Source organism: Ascidiaceihabitans sp., assembly GCF_039986515.1.
Classification (GTDB): domain Bacteria; phylum Pseudomonadota; class Alphaproteobacteria; order Rhodobacterales; family Rhodobacteraceae; genus Ascidiaceihabitans.
On record NZ_JBDWQO010000013.1, the window covers coordinates 24,986 to 42,454 of the forward strand.

15 protein-coding genes and 1 pseudogene are annotated in these 17,469 nt (G+C 55.2%); 6 read left to right on the forward strand and 10 right to left on the reverse strand.

All coding sequences use genetic code 11. The annotated features are described in order from the left end of the window. Window positions 1-105 precede the first annotated feature (105 nt). The 3 genes from ABJL60_RS12075 (at window position 106) to ABJL60_RS12085 (ending at window position 3,134) form a co-directional block, all read left to right on the forward strand. The gene (locus ABJL60_RS12075; RefSeq protein ID WP_348374379.1) at window positions 106-1,083 is read left to right on the forward strand and encodes a tripartite tricarboxylate transporter substrate binding protein; all 978 of its coding nucleotides are present in this window, start codon (window positions 106-108) and stop codon (window positions 1,081-1,083) included. A gap of 81 nt (window positions 1,084-1,164) precedes the next feature. Then, window positions 1,165-1,653, forward strand: a complete 489-nt coding sequence (locus ABJL60_RS12080) for a tripartite tricarboxylate transporter TctB family protein (protein ID WP_348286598.1) — start codon at window positions 1,165-1,167, stop codon at window positions 1,651-1,653. After that, on the forward strand, window positions 1,650-3,134 hold the full coding sequence (locus tag ABJL60_RS12085) for a tripartite tricarboxylate transporter permease (protein WP_348374380.1): 1,485 nt from the start codon (window positions 1,650-1,652) through the stop codon (window positions 3,132-3,134). The genes ABJL60_RS12080 and ABJL60_RS12085 overlap by 4 nt, the downstream gene beginning before the upstream one ends. A 25-nt stretch (window positions 3,135-3,159) precedes the next feature. Here the strand turns inward: ABJL60_RS12085 and ABJL60_RS12090 are convergent, their stop codons facing one another. Then, on the reverse strand, window positions 3,160-3,849 hold the full coding sequence (locus tag ABJL60_RS12090) for a YafY family protein (RefSeq protein WP_348374381.1): 690 nt from the start codon (window positions 3,847-3,849) through the stop codon (window positions 3,160-3,162). Between the two features lie 99 nt (window positions 3,850-3,948). Between ABJL60_RS12090 and ABJL60_RS12095 the strand changes: the two genes are divergently transcribed. Both ABJL60_RS12095 and yghU read left to right on the forward strand, forming a co-directional pair. Continuing rightward, window positions 3,949-4,830, forward strand: a complete 882-nt coding sequence (locus tag ABJL60_RS12095; RefSeq protein ID WP_348286592.1) for a DMT family transporter — start codon at window positions 3,949-3,951, stop codon at window positions 4,828-4,830. A gap of 306 nt (window positions 4,831-5,136) precedes the next feature. Beyond that, complete coding sequence (yghU, locus tag ABJL60_RS12100; RefSeq protein WP_348286590.1) at window positions 5,137-6,006, forward strand: glutathione-dependent disulfide-bond oxidoreductase; 870 nt, start codon at window positions 5,137-5,139, stop codon at window positions 6,004-6,006. 78 nt (window positions 6,007-6,084) lie between these two features. On the opposite strand, the gene ABJL60_RS12105 is transcribed toward yghU, so the two are convergent. From ABJL60_RS12105 to ABJL60_RS12125, 5 genes and pseudogenes are all read right to left on the reverse strand, one after another. After that, window positions 6,085-7,761 (reverse strand): iron ABC transporter permease, encoded by a 1,677-nt coding sequence (locus tag ABJL60_RS12105; RefSeq protein WP_348374382.1) that lies wholly within the window; start codon window positions 7,759-7,761, stop codon window positions 6,085-6,087. Window positions 7,762-7,826: 65 nt separating this feature from the next. Beyond that, complete coding sequence (locus ABJL60_RS12110) at window positions 7,827-9,047, reverse strand: phenylacetate--CoA ligase family protein (protein ID WP_348374383.1); 1,221 nt, start codon at window positions 9,045-9,047, stop codon at window positions 7,827-7,829. Window positions 9,048-9,090: 43 nt separating this feature from the next. Then, window positions 9,091-9,915: an ABC transporter ATP-binding protein gene (locus ABJL60_RS12115; RefSeq protein ID WP_348286650.1), complete on the reverse strand. Its 825-nt coding sequence runs from the start codon at window positions 9,913-9,915 to the stop codon at window positions 9,091-9,093. 69 nt (window positions 9,916-9,984) lie between these two features. Further along, window positions 9,985-11,262 (reverse strand): ABC transporter substrate-binding protein, encoded by a 1,278-nt coding sequence (locus ABJL60_RS12120; RefSeq protein ID WP_348286584.1) that lies wholly within the window; start codon window positions 11,260-11,262, stop codon window positions 9,985-9,987. 355 nt (window positions 11,263-11,617) lie between these two features. Next, window positions 11,618-12,595 (reverse strand): annotated as a pseudogene (locus tag ABJL60_RS12125) (branched-chain amino acid ABC transporter permease); the annotation flags it as partial. A gap of 183 nt (window positions 12,596-12,778) precedes the next feature. On the opposite strand from ABJL60_RS12125, the gene ABJL60_RS12130 reads away from it, so the two are divergent. Further along, the gene (locus tag ABJL60_RS12130) at window positions 12,779-13,099 is read left to right on the forward strand and encodes a hypothetical protein (protein ID WP_348286582.1); all 321 of its coding nucleotides are present in this window, start codon (window positions 12,779-12,781) and stop codon (window positions 13,097-13,099) included. Here the strand turns inward: ABJL60_RS12130 and ABJL60_RS12135 are convergent, their stop codons facing one another. From ABJL60_RS12135 to ABJL60_RS12150, 4 genes are all read right to left on the reverse strand, one after another. Continuing rightward, on the reverse strand, window positions 13,100-14,086 hold the full coding sequence (locus ABJL60_RS12135) for a branched-chain amino acid ABC transporter permease (protein ID WP_348286580.1): 987 nt from the start codon (window positions 14,084-14,086) through the stop codon (window positions 13,100-13,102). It abuts the gene before it with no gap. Window positions 14,087-14,101: 15 nt separating this feature from the next. Next, window positions 14,102-14,563 carry a hypothetical protein gene (locus ABJL60_RS12140; protein WP_348374384.1) on the reverse strand — a complete coding sequence of 154 codons (462 nt, stop codon included), beginning with the start codon at window positions 14,561-14,563 and terminating at the stop codon, window positions 14,102-14,104. A gap of 22 nt (window positions 14,564-14,585) precedes the next feature. Continuing rightward, on the reverse strand, window positions 14,586-15,404 hold the full coding sequence (locus tag ABJL60_RS12145) for an ABC transporter ATP-binding protein (protein WP_348286576.1): 819 nt from the start codon (window positions 15,402-15,404) through the stop codon (window positions 14,586-14,588). A gap of 63 nt (window positions 15,405-15,467) precedes the next feature. Continuing rightward, a complete protein-coding gene (locus ABJL60_RS12150) occupies window positions 15,468-17,438 on the reverse strand; it encodes an AMP-binding protein (RefSeq protein WP_348374385.1) in 1,971 nt (656 codons plus the stop codon). Window positions 17,439-17,469 lie beyond the last annotated feature (31 nt).

The following is a 17,469-nucleotide window of genomic DNA, read 5'->3' on the forward strand; positions in this document are numbered from 1 at the left end:
ATTCTTTCAGTAGCTGTAAGATATTTTAACTACTTTTAAGCACAGCTTACGCCTACACTTCCCTCAAGCCTGTTTCAACTGGCACAGAACAATAGGGAGGACATCATGACATTTCACAAATTGACATCCGCACTTGCATTGGGCGCGGCATTATCCGCGACGACGGCAGCCGCTGAATACCCCGAGCGGGCCATCAAGATGGTGATCCCCTACGGCGCAGGTGGCGCCACAGACATTTCTGCACGCACCATTGCCGAACCTTTGGGCGATGCGGTGGGCCAGCCCCTGATCATGGCCAACGTGACTGGCGCGGGTGGTGCTACCGGATCCGTGACGGTCCAAAATGCCAAGGCCGACGGCTATACCATGTTGTTCGCCCGTGTCGGTTCCCATTCGGTGAACCCCGCGATGAAAGCCACATTGCCTTACACGCTAGACGATTTTCGCTTTGTAACGGTCTATGAAATCAACCCTGTCGCATGTGCGGTAACCCCTGCGTCAGGCATCAATTCCATGGACGAACTGATTGCCAAAGTCGCCGAAGGTGGCGTCAGCTACAGTTCTTCCGGTGTCGGGTCGTTGTTGCATTTGGCGGGTGCCATGGTGCTGAAGGAATTTGGCGTGGATGATCCCCTTACGGCCGCAACGCATATCCCACAAAAGGGTGGCGGTGCTGCCGCGACGGCTGTTTTGAACGGCACTGCGACGTTTCTATGCACCAACTCTTCCGCTTTGGCGGGCTTTGTGGCCAATGGTCAGCTGAAGCCTTTGATGGTGACAACGCCGGAACCCGTTGTGGGTTTTGACGCCCCGACCGCCAATGATCTGGGCAAAGACCGCCTGAACAAGCTGGTTGGTTGGACAGGCATTGCAGGGCCGGATGATCTGCCTGACGATGTTGCCGCAAACTGGGGTGAATGGATGGCCGCAGCCACCCAAGATGCCAAGTTCAACGAAACCATGAGCGCAAGGGGATCAGTCATCGAATTGATGAACCCCGAAGAAGCCAACGCCTTTATTCAAGGCCAATACACAATCTTCCGCGATCTTGTGGACGAATTGGGTATGCGAATCGAAGGCTGACATCCGGTCATTTTTCAAGCACTGCGACCTGACGCGGCCCCCGACACCGGGCGGCCGCGTCCTTAACAAGGGACAGCTGATATGTCACCAAAAGTCGTTCAGCTTAGGCTGGGGATCGGCGCGTGTATCGCGGCACTTTTTTTGGGGTTTCTTGCGATCCCCACATGGGTGTCATCGCCCAGCAACGTGTCCAACATTGTGCTGTCTCCGACATTTTGGCCTTATGTTCTGACGGGGCTTACGGGATTGATCGGTTTGGGGCTGATCCTTGTGGGGCGCTTCGCCAGCCCTGACGTCACACCGGATGCAGCAACCGAAACCGATGGCGCGTCATGGCTGCGTTTGGCGGCATTGGCAGTCATCATGGCGTTGACCATGTTGGCGCTGCCCCGCCTTGGCATGGTCTGGACCACCATGCTGGTCTTCTTCGTCACGGCGATCCTGTTTCGCACACGGCACCCACGCATCGCATTGGCCTGCGCAATTCTGATCCCGTTGGGATTGTACATTTTCTTTGCGCATGTCGCCGGTGTCGCCATCCCGCAAGGCAACTTTGTGAGACTGCCATGAGCTTTGCCGACAGCCTTATGACAGGGCTTGGCCTTGTCGCATCATTCGAAGCCTTTCTGGCGCTTTTTGCGGGCATCTGCATCGGCGTTGTGGGTGGCGCCATTCCGGGTTTGTCCGCGACGATGGCTGTCGCGTTGACCTTGCCCTTTACGTTTTCACTGCAACCCATCACCGGCATTTTGTTGCTGTTGGGTGTGTACAAAGGCGGCATTTTCGGGGGATCGATCCCTGCCATCCTGATCAAGACACCGGGCACGCCCGCGTCATCGGCCACAATTCTGGATGGTTATCCCATGGCCGAAAAAGGCGAAGCGGGTCGTGCCTTGGGTATGGCGCTTTGGGCGTCTTGCACCGCCGATTTGGTATCAAACCTAGCGCTGATCCTGTTTGCGGGATGGCTGGCATCCTTTGCCCTTAGTTTCGGACCGCCGGAGTTCTTTGCACTTATTCTGTTTTCACTGACCATCATCGCGGGTGTGTCCGGCGAAAGCCTGTTGCGTGGCGCTTTGTCGGCGATGTTGGGGTTGCTGCTGGCGACTGTGGGCCTTGATCTGGTCTATGGCACGAACCGTTTCACATTTGGCGATCCCAACATGATGGGCGGTTTGAATTTCATCGCCGTGTTGATCGGGTTGTTTGCCATCCCCGAAATCATCGCAATGGCGTGGAACCCTGTCGCACATTTGGGAAAGGCCCGCGCTTTGGGCCAAAGCAAGGTCAGCTTCAAAGACTACCGCCGCAGCTTCAAATCCATCATCCGTGGCAGCATGATCGGGGTGTTCCTTGGTTCTATTCCAGGCATCGGCGCCGCCCCGTCTGCGTTTCTGAGCTATTCAGAAGCCCGGCGAAAATCACCCAACAAAGACAAGTTTGGCATCGGTGAAATCGAAGGCGTTGCCGCCTCTGAGGCCGGCAACAACGGCGTGGCAGGGGCGACGCTGATCCCGTTGTTGGCGCTTGGCGTGCCCGGTGATGTCATCACGGCCATCATCATCGGCGCCTTTATGGTGCATGGCCTGCAACCCGGACCCATGATGTTTTTGCTGAACGCGGATATTGTCTATGGGTTGTTCATCGGTTTGATCGTCAGCTCGGCCTTTTTGTTCGTGGTCGGCAGCGTTGCCATCAAGGGGTTCCGCTTTGTGGCAGACGTCCCCAAACGCATCCTGATGCCTGCCGTTTTGGTGCTGTGCATTTACGGCGTGTACGCGGTAAACAACAACATCTTTGATGTGGGTGTAATGTTCGTCATGGGTTGGGTCGGGTATCTGATGATGCGGTACAGCGTCCCCGCAGCGCCTTTCCTGATTGCATTCATTCTTGGCCCTTTGCTGGAAGACAACTTTCGACAATCCATGTTGATGTCGGGCAGCGACCCCGCGATTTTATTGCGTGGCCCAATCACATGGTTCTTCTGGGGGCTGACCGTGCTGACAATCTTTGCGATTGTGCGGGCTTTGGTAAAAAGCAAAAAGGTCTGAGCCGGTCGCGAGTCAAAGCCTAGGGTTATGACCCTCTAAGCGCACGGGTGGACACCGTTTCATCCTTTTGGGTGGCTTCCCAAAGCGCAAGCAATGCGGCCCCTTGTCCCGCGAAATGGTGTTCTGTTTCAACGCATGTGGGCATGCGATCCATGCGAAAGTGTCGTAGACCACAGCGCAATTCACACCACGCGACAGCCATAGCAGCGTCCATGTAATAGACCATTGCGATGGGCCAAATCACACGTTCGGTCCGGTGGTCGTTCACATCACTATAGGTGATGCGCAGCTTGCGTTCATCGCGGATGGCGCGACGCACCAACCCCAAATCCACCGGCGTCGCTTCGACCCCGTAGGACGACGCCACAAGCTGGCGCGTGCCCGGGGCCACCTGATGCAATTTACGTGCAGCCCGCACCGCCGCACGCCACAGGCCAGCATCACCGGTCCGTGCAATCATGCTGAGGCCCACAGCGACAGCTTCGGCTTCTTCCATATCCAGATTGAGACTTGGCAAATCATACCCTTTGCGCATGACATAGCCTACCCCCGCTTCCCCATAGATCGGGGTCTGGCGGGCCTGCAACGTCGCAATATCACGGTAGATCGTCCGCACCGAAACCTCTAACGCATCGGCCAAGTCCTGCGCCAACACCGGTCGGGAACTCATGCGCAACATTTGAATGATTTCAAAAAAGCGATTGGTTTTAGACACAGGCTTGTCCCTTTTTTGTGCCCTCATAGACTAACACCACTGACACGCAGATGTCAGGAGACATGCATTATTGCTGCTCTAAACAACAGGACAGCACCTATGCCAGATCATCAACAACACCCCCAACACCGCATCGGTGTTATTCTTGTCATTGTCTCAGCGATGGTTTTCTCAAGCGCGGGTATCTTCACCAAAGGCGTAGAGACCGCCGCATGGGACATCATTTTCTGGCGCGGGGTCTTTGCTGCGGGTTTCACGTTGCTGTACCTTGGGCTGCGCGGTGCGTTGCGTCGGGAAGTTCGGGCAATGACCCGGCCTGCCTACGGCGCGGCCTTGCTGCTGGCCTCTGGCACAGCGGCCTTCATTCCGGCCTTCAAGCTGAGCACCGTGGCCAATGTCGCCATCATCTACGCTGCTGCCCCTTTTGTCGCCGCCGCTTTGGCGTGGGGTCTGATCCGCGAAGCGCCCACAAAAACCGTCATGATCGCAAGTACCGCAGCGTTTGCAGGCGTGTTTGTCATCCTGTCAGGCTCACTTGGATCGTTGCACATTGCAGGGGACGCGCTGGCTTTGTGGATGACATGTATGATGGCAGGCAGCATGGTCATCTACCGTCGCTTCCCCGAAACGCCAGCAGCGCTGCCAGCAGCACTGTCTTCCATCATTCTGCTGCCCATCGCCGCCATTCTGGGCGCCCCGTTTGAGGTACCAGTTTCGGATCTTCCCGTTCTGGCAGCGTTTGGACTGGTGTTTGCCGTTGCATCCGTCACCTTATCTGAAGGCGCGCGACGCCTGCCTTCGGCAGAAACCGCATTGCTTTCAATTTTGGAAATGCCGCTGGCCCCGGTTCTTGCCCTGCTGATCCTGAACGAACACCCTGCCCTACAAACGCTTGCAGGCGGGGCGATCATCTTGATTGCAATTGTCTGGTCGCAACGCAAAGGGGCCGCTTCTGGCGGGGGGCAGGCCAAAGCCCCCTAGAACCCGATGGCCCAAGGCGGCCAGCATCATCCCCCCAATCAAGAAAGCCAGCGTGGGCTTTTGCATCTGAGCGATGATCGTGGTGGCAACGTCTGCAAGCATACCCATGGCGCGTTCCTTTATGTGCGTTGGAACACGATGTAGCTGTGATCAAGTCATTATAAAAATATAACTTTTTGAGATTTTTGTTCACTTTAATAAATCAATGACGCGACGGATGTTATCACTTCTGCGTGCCACCCTCCTTGCGCCGCGCACCACATGACATAGGTTAGGCCGACAGAATTTACCCGAAAGGCACGTCACATGAGCGACCCAACATACACCCCCCCCGCAGTCTGGACATGGGACACGTCTTCAGGCGGGAAATTCGCCAACATCAACCGCCCCATCGCAGGGCCCACCCACGACAAGGAACTGCCGATCGGCAAGCACCCCTTGCAGCTGCATTCACTGGCGACGCCAAACGGCGTTAAAGTGACCGTACTTTTGGAAGAGCTTTTGGAAGCGGGCCACAAGGGCGCGGAATATGACGCCTATCTGGTGAACATCGGTGAAGGGGATCAATTCGGGTCCGGTTTTGTCGACATCAATCCGAATTCCAAAATCCCCGCTATGATGGACCGATCCGGCGACACACCTGTGCGCTTGTTCGAAAGCGCGTCGATTATGCTGTATCTGGCGGAAAAATTTGACGCCTTCGTCCCGACAGACGCAGCAGCCAAAGCCGAAGTTATGAATTGGGTGTTCTGGCAAATGGGCAGCGCCCCGTATCTGGGCGGTGGCTTTGGGCATTTTTATGCCTACGCGCCAGAAAAGTATGAATACCCCATCAACCGTTTCACAATGGAAACCAAGCGCCAGCTGGATGTGTTGGACCGGCAACTGGCGGAAACGTCTTACATCGCGGGCGAAGACTATACGATCGCGGATATGGCGATTTGGGCCTGGTACGGCCAGTTGGTGCTGGGACGTCTTTATGAGGCCGCTGAATTCCTGGATGTGAAAAGCTACAAGCACGTCGTGGCTTGGGCCGAAAAAATCGATGCACGACCTGCCGTGACGCGCGGACGTATGGTGAACCGTCCGTTTGGCGAGCCGTCCATGCAATTGCATGAACGTCACGATGCGTCAGATTTCGAAACCAAGACCCAAGACAAAATTGGCGACGCATAGAACGGAATGCTGGGGGCTCTGCCCCCGGCGTTTCACGCCTCCCCCGAGATATTTTTAGCGAAAAGAGGCACGGGTATCTTAAGTTTGCCGTCCGACCTGTCGGCAAATCAGAATAACGGGCAACAACCCCATTGCCACAATCACCAAGCTGGGGACCGCGGCCCCATCCAACCGTTCATCCGATGCAAGCCGATATGCCTGTACTGCCAATGTGTCATAGTTGAAGGGGCGCATGATTAAAGTTGCAGGCAATTCTTTCATCACATCCACAAATACAATCAGCAATGCCGTCAACAAACTAGGTGTCAGAATCGGCAGATGAACCCGTCGCAATGTACCGATTGGCGTTTGCCCCAATGACCGACTGGCTGCATCCATATTTGCATGCACCAGCGCCTGCCCCCCTTCATATGCCCCCAGCGCCGCCGCGGAAAAGCGCACCAGATAGGCGCCAATCAACAACCAGATAGACCCTGTAATCAGCAACCCTGTCGACACATCAAACGTCGCACGCATCCAGCCGTCCAGCGCGTTGTCAAAGGCCGCAAATGGCACCAGAAGCCCCACGGCAATCACGCCGCCCGGCACAGCATATCCCAACCGTGCCGCATAAGCCGCACCCGCTGATATACGCCCCGGCTGCAAACGTTGGTAGAACCCAACGACAATCGCAGCGCACACCGTGACCACGGCTGCAGTTCCCGCCAATGTCAGCGAATTTTGCAAAAAGCCCAGATAGCGGGCGCTTAGCAAATTCTGCTCTGATCCCAGCCCCATCCAAAACAAGACCGCAGCCGGAAGCAAAGCCCCCAGAACCACGGGCAACAGGCACGCAGCACACGCGGCCCAACCGGCCCAGCCCTTTAGTAAAATGAGCGTTTTGTCCTGAGACCGTCGCGCAGGGTCATAGTATTTTGAACGGCCGCGTTGCATGCGTTCCAACACGGCCAACAACAAGGCGAAGCTAAGCAAGCACAAAGCCAGTTGCGCAGCCCCTACCCGATCCGCCAATGAAAACCAGCTTGTGTAGATCCCTGTGGCAAAGGTCTGCACGCCAAAATAGGCAACGGTTCCGAAATCCGCGATGGTTTCCATAACCGCCAACAATACCCCCGCGGCAATTGCAGGTCGTGCCAACGGCAAGCTGACGCGAAAGAAAGCTGACCACGCAGAGCTTCCCAACGCACGCGCCGCCAGAAATGTCGTGCCGCTTTGCTGCAAAAACGATGCCCGTGCCAAAAGGTAAACGTAGGGGTAAAGCACCAGAACCAACATCAATGCAGCCCCCCCCAAAGATCGGATTTCAGGGAACCAATAGTCGCGCGGACCGTAGCCCATCACATCACGCAATGCCGTTTGAACAACGCCGGGATGATCCAGAATATGGGTGTAGGCATAGGCCAGAACATAGGCTGGAAACGCCAACGGCAGAACCAGAACCACCTCGATCCAGCGCACGCCTGGGAAGCGGGTCATCGTCACAAGCCAAGCCGCACCTACGCCAATCGCAAAAGTGCCAAACGACACAATCAAAGCCAACAGCAACGTGTTGCCCGCATACCGCGGCAACACAGTGCTTACCAAATGCGCAACCGTATCTGTGCCCCCGCTAAAGGCCGCCACGACAACGGCAAGCATCGGCAGCAAACACACCATCGCCACACCAAGCGCTACAACGCTAAGCCCGCGCGGCGCAAAGCGCGCACGGCGATGTGGCCGGACGCGCGGTGTGTCGGGAAGGATTTGATCAGTCATACCGCTATTTCGACTATTTTAGTCAGAATATCCAGTGTAAGAAACCGCACCTCAAAACAAGGTCCTCAGTCGTAACTGCGTTGGTCCTCAATAACCAACCCGTCTTTTGGCAAACTACCGGGCGCGCAAATCTCTATGCGGCCTTTCATTTTCAGGGTCTCGATGACGCTGGATGCATAGGTGTCCACTGTGCCGCCGCTGCTTTCAACATGGACCGTCAGCACGTCCATTTCACCCTCACGAGAGGCCACGACGCGCGCTTTACCCACCTCAGCGTGGCGGGCCACAAGGGCCGCGACTTGTTCGGGACGCACAAACATCCCCTTGATCTTGGTGGTTTGATCGGCCCGCCCCATCCAGCCTTTGATGCGCATGTTGGTGCGGCCACACGGGCTTTCGCCATCCATCACCGCGCTCATGTCGCCGGTTGCAAACCGGATCAGCGGATAATTGGGGTTCAAAGACGTGACGACGATTTCGCCCACCTCGCCCGGCGCCACAAGATCACCTGTGCCCGGAGTGACGATTTCCACGATCACGCCCTCGTCGACGATCATGCCACCTGTCGCATTGCTTTCATAAGCGATGTTGCCCAGATCGGCGGTTGCATAGCATTGCAAACACGCGATACCGCGGTCCGCATACCAGCTGCGCAACGATGGAAACAACGCACCGCCACCGACGGCGGCTTTGGAAATGCCCAAGGACACACCCATCTCGTCGGCTTTTTCCAGAATGATCTTCAGATAGTCAGGCGTGCCCGCATAGGCCGTGGCACCCACATCCCGACCCGCAATGACCTGCAATTCTGTTTGGCCGGTACCCGCAGGCAAAACGGTGGCGGATACGGCCCGCGCACCGCTTTCAAACATGTGGCCCGCAGGGGTCAGGTGATACCCAAAACAGTTTTGCACTACGTCGCCCTGTCCGATGCCTGCGGCATGCAGAAAGCGTCCCATGCGCCACCAGTCAGCACCTGTGTGGCCCGGTTCATAGATTGGTCCCGGTGATTGAAACACATGGGAAAACCCGGCAGCAGGCGCCGCAGCAAACCCCCCAAACGGGGCGGCAGCGGCCTGTGCGGCACCCAATTCCGATTTGCGCAGCACAGGCAATGCCGCCAATGCTGCGGCATCCGTGACGGACGCAGCATCAACACCTGAAAGGCTTTGGGCATACCCCGCCAACGCCTGTGCACGTGCGATTTGCTGCGGCAAAGCCACCGCCATATCCGCAGCCCGCGCATCAGCGCTGCGGCTTTCTAAATCATCAAAATACGCAGACATTGGCGTCACTTTCTTTGAAACGGTCAGGTCAGGGAAAAGCGGATTAGCTCAGCCAACGCTTGCGACGGCGGTAAGACCGGACATCGCGGAAAGACTTTCGACCTTCGTCCGACATACCCAGATAGAATTCTTTCACGTCGGGATTTTCGCGCAGTTCGGCGGCAGGACCGTCCATAACAACGCGACCCGATTCCAGAATGTAACCGTAATGCGCAAACCGCAGCGCCACATTGGTGTTTTGTTCAGCCAGCAAGAATGTCTTGCCTTCGCCTTCATTGATCGACTTCACGATCTCAAAAATCTGTTCCACCAGTTGCGGCGCCAACCCCATCGACGGCTCATCCAGCAGGATCGTTTCCGGACGCGACATCAGGGCACGGCCAATGGCACACATCTGCTGCTCACCCCCCGATGTGTAACCCGCCTGGCTTTTACGACGCTCACGCAGACGCGGGAAATAGTCGTAGACCATCTCAAGATCTCGCGCGATGGCTGCGTTGCCATCCTTGCGGGTGTAGGCACCTGTCAGAAGGTTTTCTTCCACCGTCAGGTGTTCGAAACAATGGCGGCCTTCCATAACTTGCACGACGCCGCTTTTTACGGTCTCAGCGGGATCTTGATGCTGGATGATGCCACCACGGTACTTGATGGAACCCTTGGTGACTTCGCCACGTTCGGATGCCAAAAGACCAGAGATCGCTTTCAGAGTGGTCGTCTTGCCCGCGCCGTTGCCGCCCAACAAAGCGGTGATACCGCCTTTGGGCACCTTCAGGCTCACGCCTTTCAACACAAGGATCACGTGATTGTAGATCACTTCAATGTTGTTGACCTCCAACAAGGCCTCGTCTGTATGTGCGCCGTCCAGCATGTTCATCTCATCCCAAATACTCAAAGAGCCCCGGCGGCAACGACAGGTCGCCGCCGGGTGTAGTACAGCTTAGTTGCAGCTTGCTTCGATGTTGTTCTCGGCTGCGTAGGCGGCTGAGTCTTCGTCGATCAGTGGCTGAATAACATCCATGTCGGATGGTGCGAAGTTGTTGATCAAAGACCACGTTTTCGCAGATGCATCCCATTGCGTCATACCCACAAGGCCCGGGCCGCCGTGGTTTTCACAAGACACGTTGAACTCAGGACCAAAGCCCGGCAAACCAAGGGCCGCCATCTTTTCTTCGGTGATGACCAAAGCTTCCATACCGTCGCGCATCATCGCAGGTGTGATGTCTGCCACGCCATGGATTTCTTGGGCCGTTTTGGCAGCTTCTGCAGCCAGCATCGCGGCATACAGACCACGGTTGTACAAGACAGTACCGATCTGGTCACCGTTGCCTGCGGCATTGCCCGCATCCACAACGTGCTTCTGGATGTCCGCAAAGACAGGGAAGTCATTGCCAACGCCGTGGAAAGTCAGTGCTTTGTAACCGTTGGCTTTTTCGCCGGCGGGCAGCACGTCGTTCTCAGAACCTGACCACCAGATGCCGATGAAGTTTTCCATGTCGTAACGGATGTTTGCAGCTTCTTGAACCGCAACCTGGTTCATGACGCCCCAACCATACATGATGACATTGTCTGGCTTTTCACGACGGATCTGCAGCCACTGGGATTTCTGTTCCTGACCGGGGTGGTCAACAGGCAGCAAGACCAATTCAAATCCGTGCTTTTTGGACAGTTCTTCCAAGGTGCGGATCGGTTCCTTGCCATAGGCAGAGTTGTGATAGACCAACGCGATTTTCTTGCCCGCGATGTCACCTTGTTCCATCAAATAGTTGATGGCACCGGATGCACCGTTCCAGTAGTTCGCAGGGTAGTTAAAGACGTTCGAGAACACTTTGCCGTTTGCGGCAGAGGTACGACCATAACCCATGGAGTGGATCGGAATACCGTCCGCTGTGGCTTTTGGGATCAACTGGTACGTGATGCCTGTGGACAGCGGTTGATACACCAACGCGCCTTCGCCTTTGGTGCTCTCATAGCATTCAACGCCTTTTTCGGTGTTGTAGCCGGTTTCACATTCCAGAACGTTGGTCATAACGCCACCGATGCCGCCATCGCGTGCATTCAGCATGTTGAAATAGTCAGCGTAGCCATCTGCAAACGGGATACCGCCCGCAGCATATGGGCCAGTCCGGTAGCTTAGCGATGGAAAGACAAGGTCCGCCATCACAGGGCTTGCGGCCATCACTGCCGCAACTGCGGCTGTTCCTAGTTTCATTTTCATCGGTATTCCTCCCTTGGTGTTCCGATTTGTCGTAAGGTGGGGTTCACCCCACCCATTCTTGGTGGACGCGCCCTTAGTGCGGGAACGGCCACAATCTCAGTTTCTCTTTGGCCACGCGCCACAACTGGGCGATGCCATGCGGCTCAGCGATCAAAAAGATGATGATCAATGCGCCAACAATGACAAGCTGCAAATGCGCGACGATGTCCGTGGGCCAGCCCATGCCGCCAATGGTGATCGTGTATGCGATGAAGGCCGCGATCATGGCAAAGATCCAACCCACCATGCCGTTGTCGGGCACACCGCGTTTAAAAATGGCGGCCCGCAACATCATAATGAAGCTGACCAACAAAGCGGCCAGGAACACATAGCCAAAGGCGTATTGCAGGGTAGAGATATCTCCATCCGAATCCGCCAACATGATTTTCAACAACACCGGCAGCACCACCAAAAAGGCGGCACCGGCAAAGGCGCCAAAGATTGATCCAAGGCCACCGATGATGATCATGAACAACACGATAAAGGATTTCTGGATGCCGAAGGCCTCACCAACTTCAACAGCTCCCAAATACACCGAGAAAAACAGCGCACCGGATATGCCGATGAAGAAAGAACTGACAGCAAAGGCGCTCAACTTCGACGCTAAGGGATTCACACCAATGATCTCGGCGGCAATGTCCATATCACGGATGGCCATCCATTTGCGCCCAAATGACCCGCGTGTCAGGTTGCGGGCAATGACAGCGCTCAGCACCACAAAGAACAGACAGAACATATACTCTGCCCAAGCGGATGAATTGGGACCTGTGATGATGACACCAAAGACCTCGCGCTCGGGGGCGTTGATCTGACCTGAGGCGGAATAGTTGTAGAACCAGGACACACGATTGAACAACCAAACCAAAAAGAACTGCGCAGCCAGGGTCGCAACAGCCAGATAAAAGCCTTTGATGCGCAACGACGGCAAACCGAACAACACGCCGACGCCCGCGGTAATCAGCCCGGCAATCAAGACATGGATCAACATGCTGACATCGGGAAAGGCGGTCATCAGCTTGTAACAGGCATAGGCACCCACAGCCATGAAACCACCGGTGCCCAAAGACACCTGCCCGCAATAGCCTGTCAGGATGTTCAGCCCGATGGCAGCGATCGCATAGATCAGGAAGGGCAGAAAAATGGCGCTGACCCAATAGTCGTTTGCCAGCAACGGAATGACAACGGCTGCAACAAACAGCACAAAATAATACCGGTACCGGTCGAACTTGATCGGAAACGTCTGGCTGTCTTCAGGATATGTGGTGCTGAAATCACCTGCTTCACGGTAAAACATTAACCCATTCCTCCGCAGATCACATCGGATCCATCTTCATCTGGCAAATTAAACCTCGGGGTTTGGGGCAGGGCCCCAAGTCCGCAGCGCACCGCATTAACCAACAGTTCAGGTTTCCGCGTTTTGCCACATTCTGCCCCATTTCCTTTGGCACCTTGGCCACGGGAAAAGTGAGTGGATGCCATGACGGCAATTTTAAAAGAACTGCGGCTGCTGGAAGCCGAACACGCGCGTGGCCGGATCACCGACGCGGACCTCGCGCGGCGCAAATCTGCGTTGATGCAAGAAATCCCCGACGCATTCGAGGTGGCCAACACAGATGTTGAACCCAAACCTGCATCGGAAAACAATTCGTGGGACATGCTTGTGCTCTTGCTCATCGCCGCGGCCCTCTGCGGATCAGCCGTTTTGCTCATCGTGGGAGATATCTTCATGGCAATGACCTTCGGCATCACCGTGCTGGCCGCGCTGACCATCAAGCTGTTCCTATCCATCGAGGATTGATCACACACGTTCAATGATCTTCTCCCCGAACAGGCCCTGCGGACGGAACACCAAGAAAATCAGCGCTAGAACATAAGCGAACCAGTTCTCGGTCGCACCACCCAACATCGGGCCCAGCGCAAATTCAAACAGCTTCTCGCCCACACCAATGATCAAGCCACCCACGATGGCGCCTGGAATGGACGTAAACCCACCCAACATCAAAACTGGCAAAGCCTTCAATGCGATCAGGGACAGCGAAAACTGCACGCCGGATTTTGCGCCCCACATGATGCCCGCGACCAAGGCGACAAAACCGGCAACAGACCAAACCAAAATCCAAATGTAGTTCAGCGAAACCCCAACAGACAGCGCCGCCTGATGATCATCCGCCACAGCGCGCATCGCGCGCCCCTGCTTTGTATACTGCGAAAACAGCACCAGAACCGTGACCAAAAGAATGGCGATAACCGTCGCAACAATATCCAGATTGTCGATGAAAAATCCGTAGTCAAAGATGACAAAAGTGGTCTCATCAATCCACTCATTGATGCCTTGGGGCAGACCCACATCCATCTTCTTGATCTCGGACCCCCACATCAAATCGCCCACACCTTCAAGGAAATAGGCAAGGCCGATGGTGGCCATGAACAGAATAATCGGCTCTTGCCCAACCAGATGGCGGAAAATCAACCGCTGCACCAATATGGCAAACCCGACCATCACAGCCATGGTTAACAGAATGGCCAGCAACGCAGGCACCTCCCAGCCAAAGTGGTGAATCTTGGTCCCGAATGTCGCGTTGATCAGATGCGCAAAGGGCACCTGCCCCTCCATAATCCCGACCAAGGTCAGGGCGGCAAACAGCGCCATAACACCTTGGGCATAGTTGAAAATGCCCGATGCTTTGAAGATCAAAACAAACCCCAAAGCGACAAGCGCATACAGCACCCCGGCCATCAGACCGTTCAGGAACACCTCCATCGCAAAGATTAACTGCTCAGGCATAGGCCCACTCTCCCATTAACTCTCAAGTTCCGTCTCGATGACGTAATATTGCGTGATCTCGTTGGACCGATAGATTCTGACGGCAATCCTAGGCTCAATCCATTCATTGCTTGCAAACCAATCGTCGTTGTCGATCATCATCGGCACATACCGCCCACTTTTGAGACTGGCTTCTACCCAGCCCTCCGCTTTGTCCGGACTATTTTCGCGACCAATCACGGCGCAAAATCGTGTTCCTGCAATGTCGCCTGTCGACATGCTGATAAACGGCTCATCGAACCCGCGAAATGCGGCAACGGTCCCATCTTGCAATCCCAAAACAAGACCATCCACATCCGCCGACGCCTGTTTCTCAAACGGCATCAAACATCGAGCCTCAAATTCAACCCACGCACCAGCCTGCGCTGTTGCGCCGAACATCGTTGCCGCGCACGCAGCGGGAATACAAATTCCATACGCATGGAATACGCGGATCATACCCCTTATTCCGGCCAAAACCCTAGTCATGCGACACGCCTAGATAGGCATCAATCACGTCTTGGTTGTTGCGCACCTCGTCCGGCGTGCCGTCGCCAATCTTCTTGCCATAATCCATGACCACAACGCGGTCGCTGAGGTCCATAACCACGCCCATATCGTGCTCGATCAGGGCAATCGTGGTGCCAAATTCGTCATTCATCGACAGGATAAAGCGGCTCATGTCCTCTTTTTCCTCGACGTTCATCCCCGCCATCGGCTCATCCAAAAGCAAAAGGTTCGGTTCCGCCGCCAAGGCACGGGCCAATTCTACACGCTTCTTCAGACCATACGGCAAACGCGCGACAGGGGTTTTGCGAATGGCCTGAATTTCTAGGAAATCGATAATCTTTTCAGCAACTTCCCGGTTCTCGGTCTCTTCCGCCTCAGCACGCCCTTTCCAAAGCGCCTGTGAAAACATACCCGTCTTCATATGGGTCAAACGCCCGGTCATAACGTTGTCCAGAACGCTCATGCCCTCAAACAAAGCGATGTTCTGAAAGGTCCGCGCGATACCTTGCCGCGCAACCTCGAACGGTTTCATCGAGGGACGCGGTGCGCCCTTATACAAAACTTGCCCCTCTTGCGGGACATAGAAACCAGAAATCACGTTCAACATGGATGATTTGCCAGCACCGTTGGGGCCAATAATTGCGCGAACCTCGCCCTCACGAATATCAAAAGAGATATCCTTGATCGCTTCGACACCGCCGAACCGCAGGGTAATATTTTGCATTTCCATGACAACAGGCCCAATCTGGCGCCCATCCGCGGTCACATATCCGTCCGCCTGATCAAGCATGAAACCGATCCCTCTTCATCTCGCTAAATAAACCTCCGCCGGAGGCTCCAACGTCAAAATCCATCATTCCGCAGCCATTTTTTGCGCCACGGGTTGCACCGCCGCACTGCGAATATCCAACGTCGCGGAAATCGCACCTTTGCGACCGTCCTCATACGTCACTTCCGTGGTGGTCGAAACGTCAGTGGAGCCATTGTAGAGGGCATCAATAATATCCGAGAACTTGTCCTCGATTATCCGGCGACGGACTTTTTGCGTCCGGGTCAGTTCGCCGTCGTCCGCGTCCAACTGCTTGTGCAACACAACAAAACGATGGACCTGGCAGTCCGACAACATCTCGTCCTGCGCAACAGAGGCGTTGACCTCCTCAACATGGGACTGGATCGTTGCAACGACCTCAGGGTGTCCGGCCAGTTCCTGATAAGACGCATACGCAATGTTGTTGCGTTCCGCCCAGTTGCCGACTGCATTCAAGTCGATGTTGATAAAAGCCGTGCATTCATCGCGCTCATTCCCGAACACAACCGCTTCCAGAATATTGGGGAAAAACTTAAGCTTGTTCTCGACATACTTAGGCGCAAACATCGACCCAGACGCCATTTTTCCCACATCTTTTGCACGGTCAATGATGCGCAAGTGACCCGAGCTTTCTTCGATGAAACCCGCGTCTCCCGTCGCAACCCAACCTTCGGCATCTTTGGTGTCGGCGGTGCTGTCTGCGTTTTTGTAGTATTCAACAAAAACGCCGGGGCTTCGGTAAAACACCTCGCCATTGTCTGCGATACGCAGTTCAACACCGGGGCACTGCACACCGACCGTATCAGATCGCACCTGGCCATCTGGTTGCGCTGTGATGAACACGGTGGCCTCGGTCTGACCGTAAAGCTGTTTCAGATTGATACCCAAAGACCGGTAAAAATCAAAAATTTCGGGCCCGATTGCCTCACCCGCAGTATAGCCGACGCGGACACGCGAAAATCCAAGGGTATTCTTCAATGGCCCGTACACCATCAACTCGCCGATGTTGTACAACAGACGATCAGATGCGCTGACGCTTTCGCCGTCCAAAATCGCAGGTCCCACGCGACGTGCCACGCCCATGAAATAGTCAAACAGACGCTTTTTGAAAGGTGACGCGTCTTCCATGCGGATCATCACATTGGTCAACTGGGTCTCGAAAACGCGGGGCGGTGCGAAATAATAGGTTGGTCCGATTTCACGCAAATCTGTGTGCATGGTTTCGGCGCTTTCAGGGCAGTTTGTACAAAACCCTGTCCACAACGCCTGCCCCACAGAAAAGATAAAATCACCGACCCAAGCCATCGGCAGATAGGCCAAAATGCTATCAGACTGGCGCAAACCATCGAATTCGGATGACGATTTGGACGTCTCAATCACATTGCGGTTGGACAAGACGACGCCCTTGGGCTTGCCGGTTGTGCCGGATGTGTAAAGCATCACGCAAGTGCTGTCGTAATCCAGCTTCGCGATGCGAGACTTCATCTCTGGCTCAAGGGCGCTGCGCTTGTCACGGCCCGCAGCCTGCACTGCACTATACTGCGTCAGGGCGGAATGATCGTATTTGCGCAGACCGCGTGGGTCCAGATAAATCATAGCCTCGAAATCAGACAACTCTGCCTGAACTTCCATAACCTTATCGACCTGTTCCTGATCGCCTGCGATGACAAAACGCGCACCACAATGGGATAAGGTATATGCCATCTCCTCGGCGGCGGCGTCCTGATACAAGGGGACCGGAACCGCGCCGACCATTTGCGCGGCCATCATGGACCAATACAAATAGGGGCGATTGCGCCCGATCACGGCGATAAAATCACCTTCTGCAACGCCGAGGTCCAACAAACCAAGCGCCAAGGCCTCAACCTCTTCGCAGGTTTGCGACCATGTCCAGCTTTGCCAGATGCCGAACTCTTTTTCACGATACGCAGGCGCGTTACCGAATTCGGATGCGTTGCGATACAAAAGCGCCGGTACGGACACCAGCCCGTTTGCGCCATCAGACGTTTTAGACAATTCTACTTCCTCCCAAACCAACCACTCCCAC

Excerpts from the sequence above, each read along its gene's own strand:
- ABJL60_RS12075 (WP_348374379.1), top strand. The coding sequence starts at position 106 with ATGACATTTCACAAATTGACATCCGCACTTGCATTGGGCGCGGCATTA.
- ABJL60_RS12080 (WP_348286598.1), top strand. The coding sequence starts at position 1,165 with ATGTCACCAAAAGTCGTTCAGCTTAGGCTGGGGATCGGCGCGTGTATC.
- ABJL60_RS12085 (WP_348374380.1), top strand. The coding sequence starts at position 1,650 with ATGAGCTTTGCCGACAGCCTTATGACAGGGCTTGGCCTTGTCGCATCA.
- ABJL60_RS12095 (WP_348286592.1), top strand. The coding sequence starts at position 3,949 with ATGCCAGATCATCAACAACACCCCCAACACCGCATCGGTGTTATTCTT.
- yghU (WP_348286590.1), top strand. The coding sequence starts at position 5,137 with ATGAGCGACCCAACATACACCCCCCCCGCAGTCTGGACATGGGACACG.
- ABJL60_RS12105 (WP_348374382.1), bottom strand. The coding sequence starts at position 7,761 with ATGACTGATCAAATCCTTCCCGACACACCGCGCGTCCGGCCACATCGC.
- ABJL60_RS12110 (WP_348374383.1), bottom strand. The coding sequence starts at position 9,047 with ATGTCTGCGTATTTTGATGATTTAGAAAGCCGCAGCGCTGATGCGCGG.
- ABJL60_RS12115 (WP_348286650.1), bottom strand. The coding sequence starts at position 9,915 with ATGCTGGACGGCGCACATACAGACGAGGCCTTGTTGGAGGTCAACAAC.
- ABJL60_RS12120 (WP_348286584.1), bottom strand. The coding sequence starts at position 11,262 with ATGAAAATGAAACTAGGAACAGCCGCAGTTGCGGCAGTGATGGCCGCA.
- ABJL60_RS12130 (WP_348286582.1), top strand. The coding sequence starts at position 12,779 with ATGACGGCAATTTTAAAAGAACTGCGGCTGCTGGAAGCCGAACACGCG.
- ABJL60_RS12135 (WP_348286580.1), bottom strand. The coding sequence starts at position 14,086 with ATGCCTGAGCAGTTAATCTTTGCGATGGAGGTGTTCCTGAACGGTCTG.
- ABJL60_RS12140 (WP_348374384.1), bottom strand. The coding sequence starts at position 14,563 with ATGATCCGCGTATTCCATGCGTATGGAATTTGTATTCCCGCTGCGTGC.
- ABJL60_RS12145 (WP_348286576.1), bottom strand. The coding sequence starts at position 15,404 with ATGCTTGATCAGGCGGACGGATATGTGACCGCGGATGGGCGCCAGATT.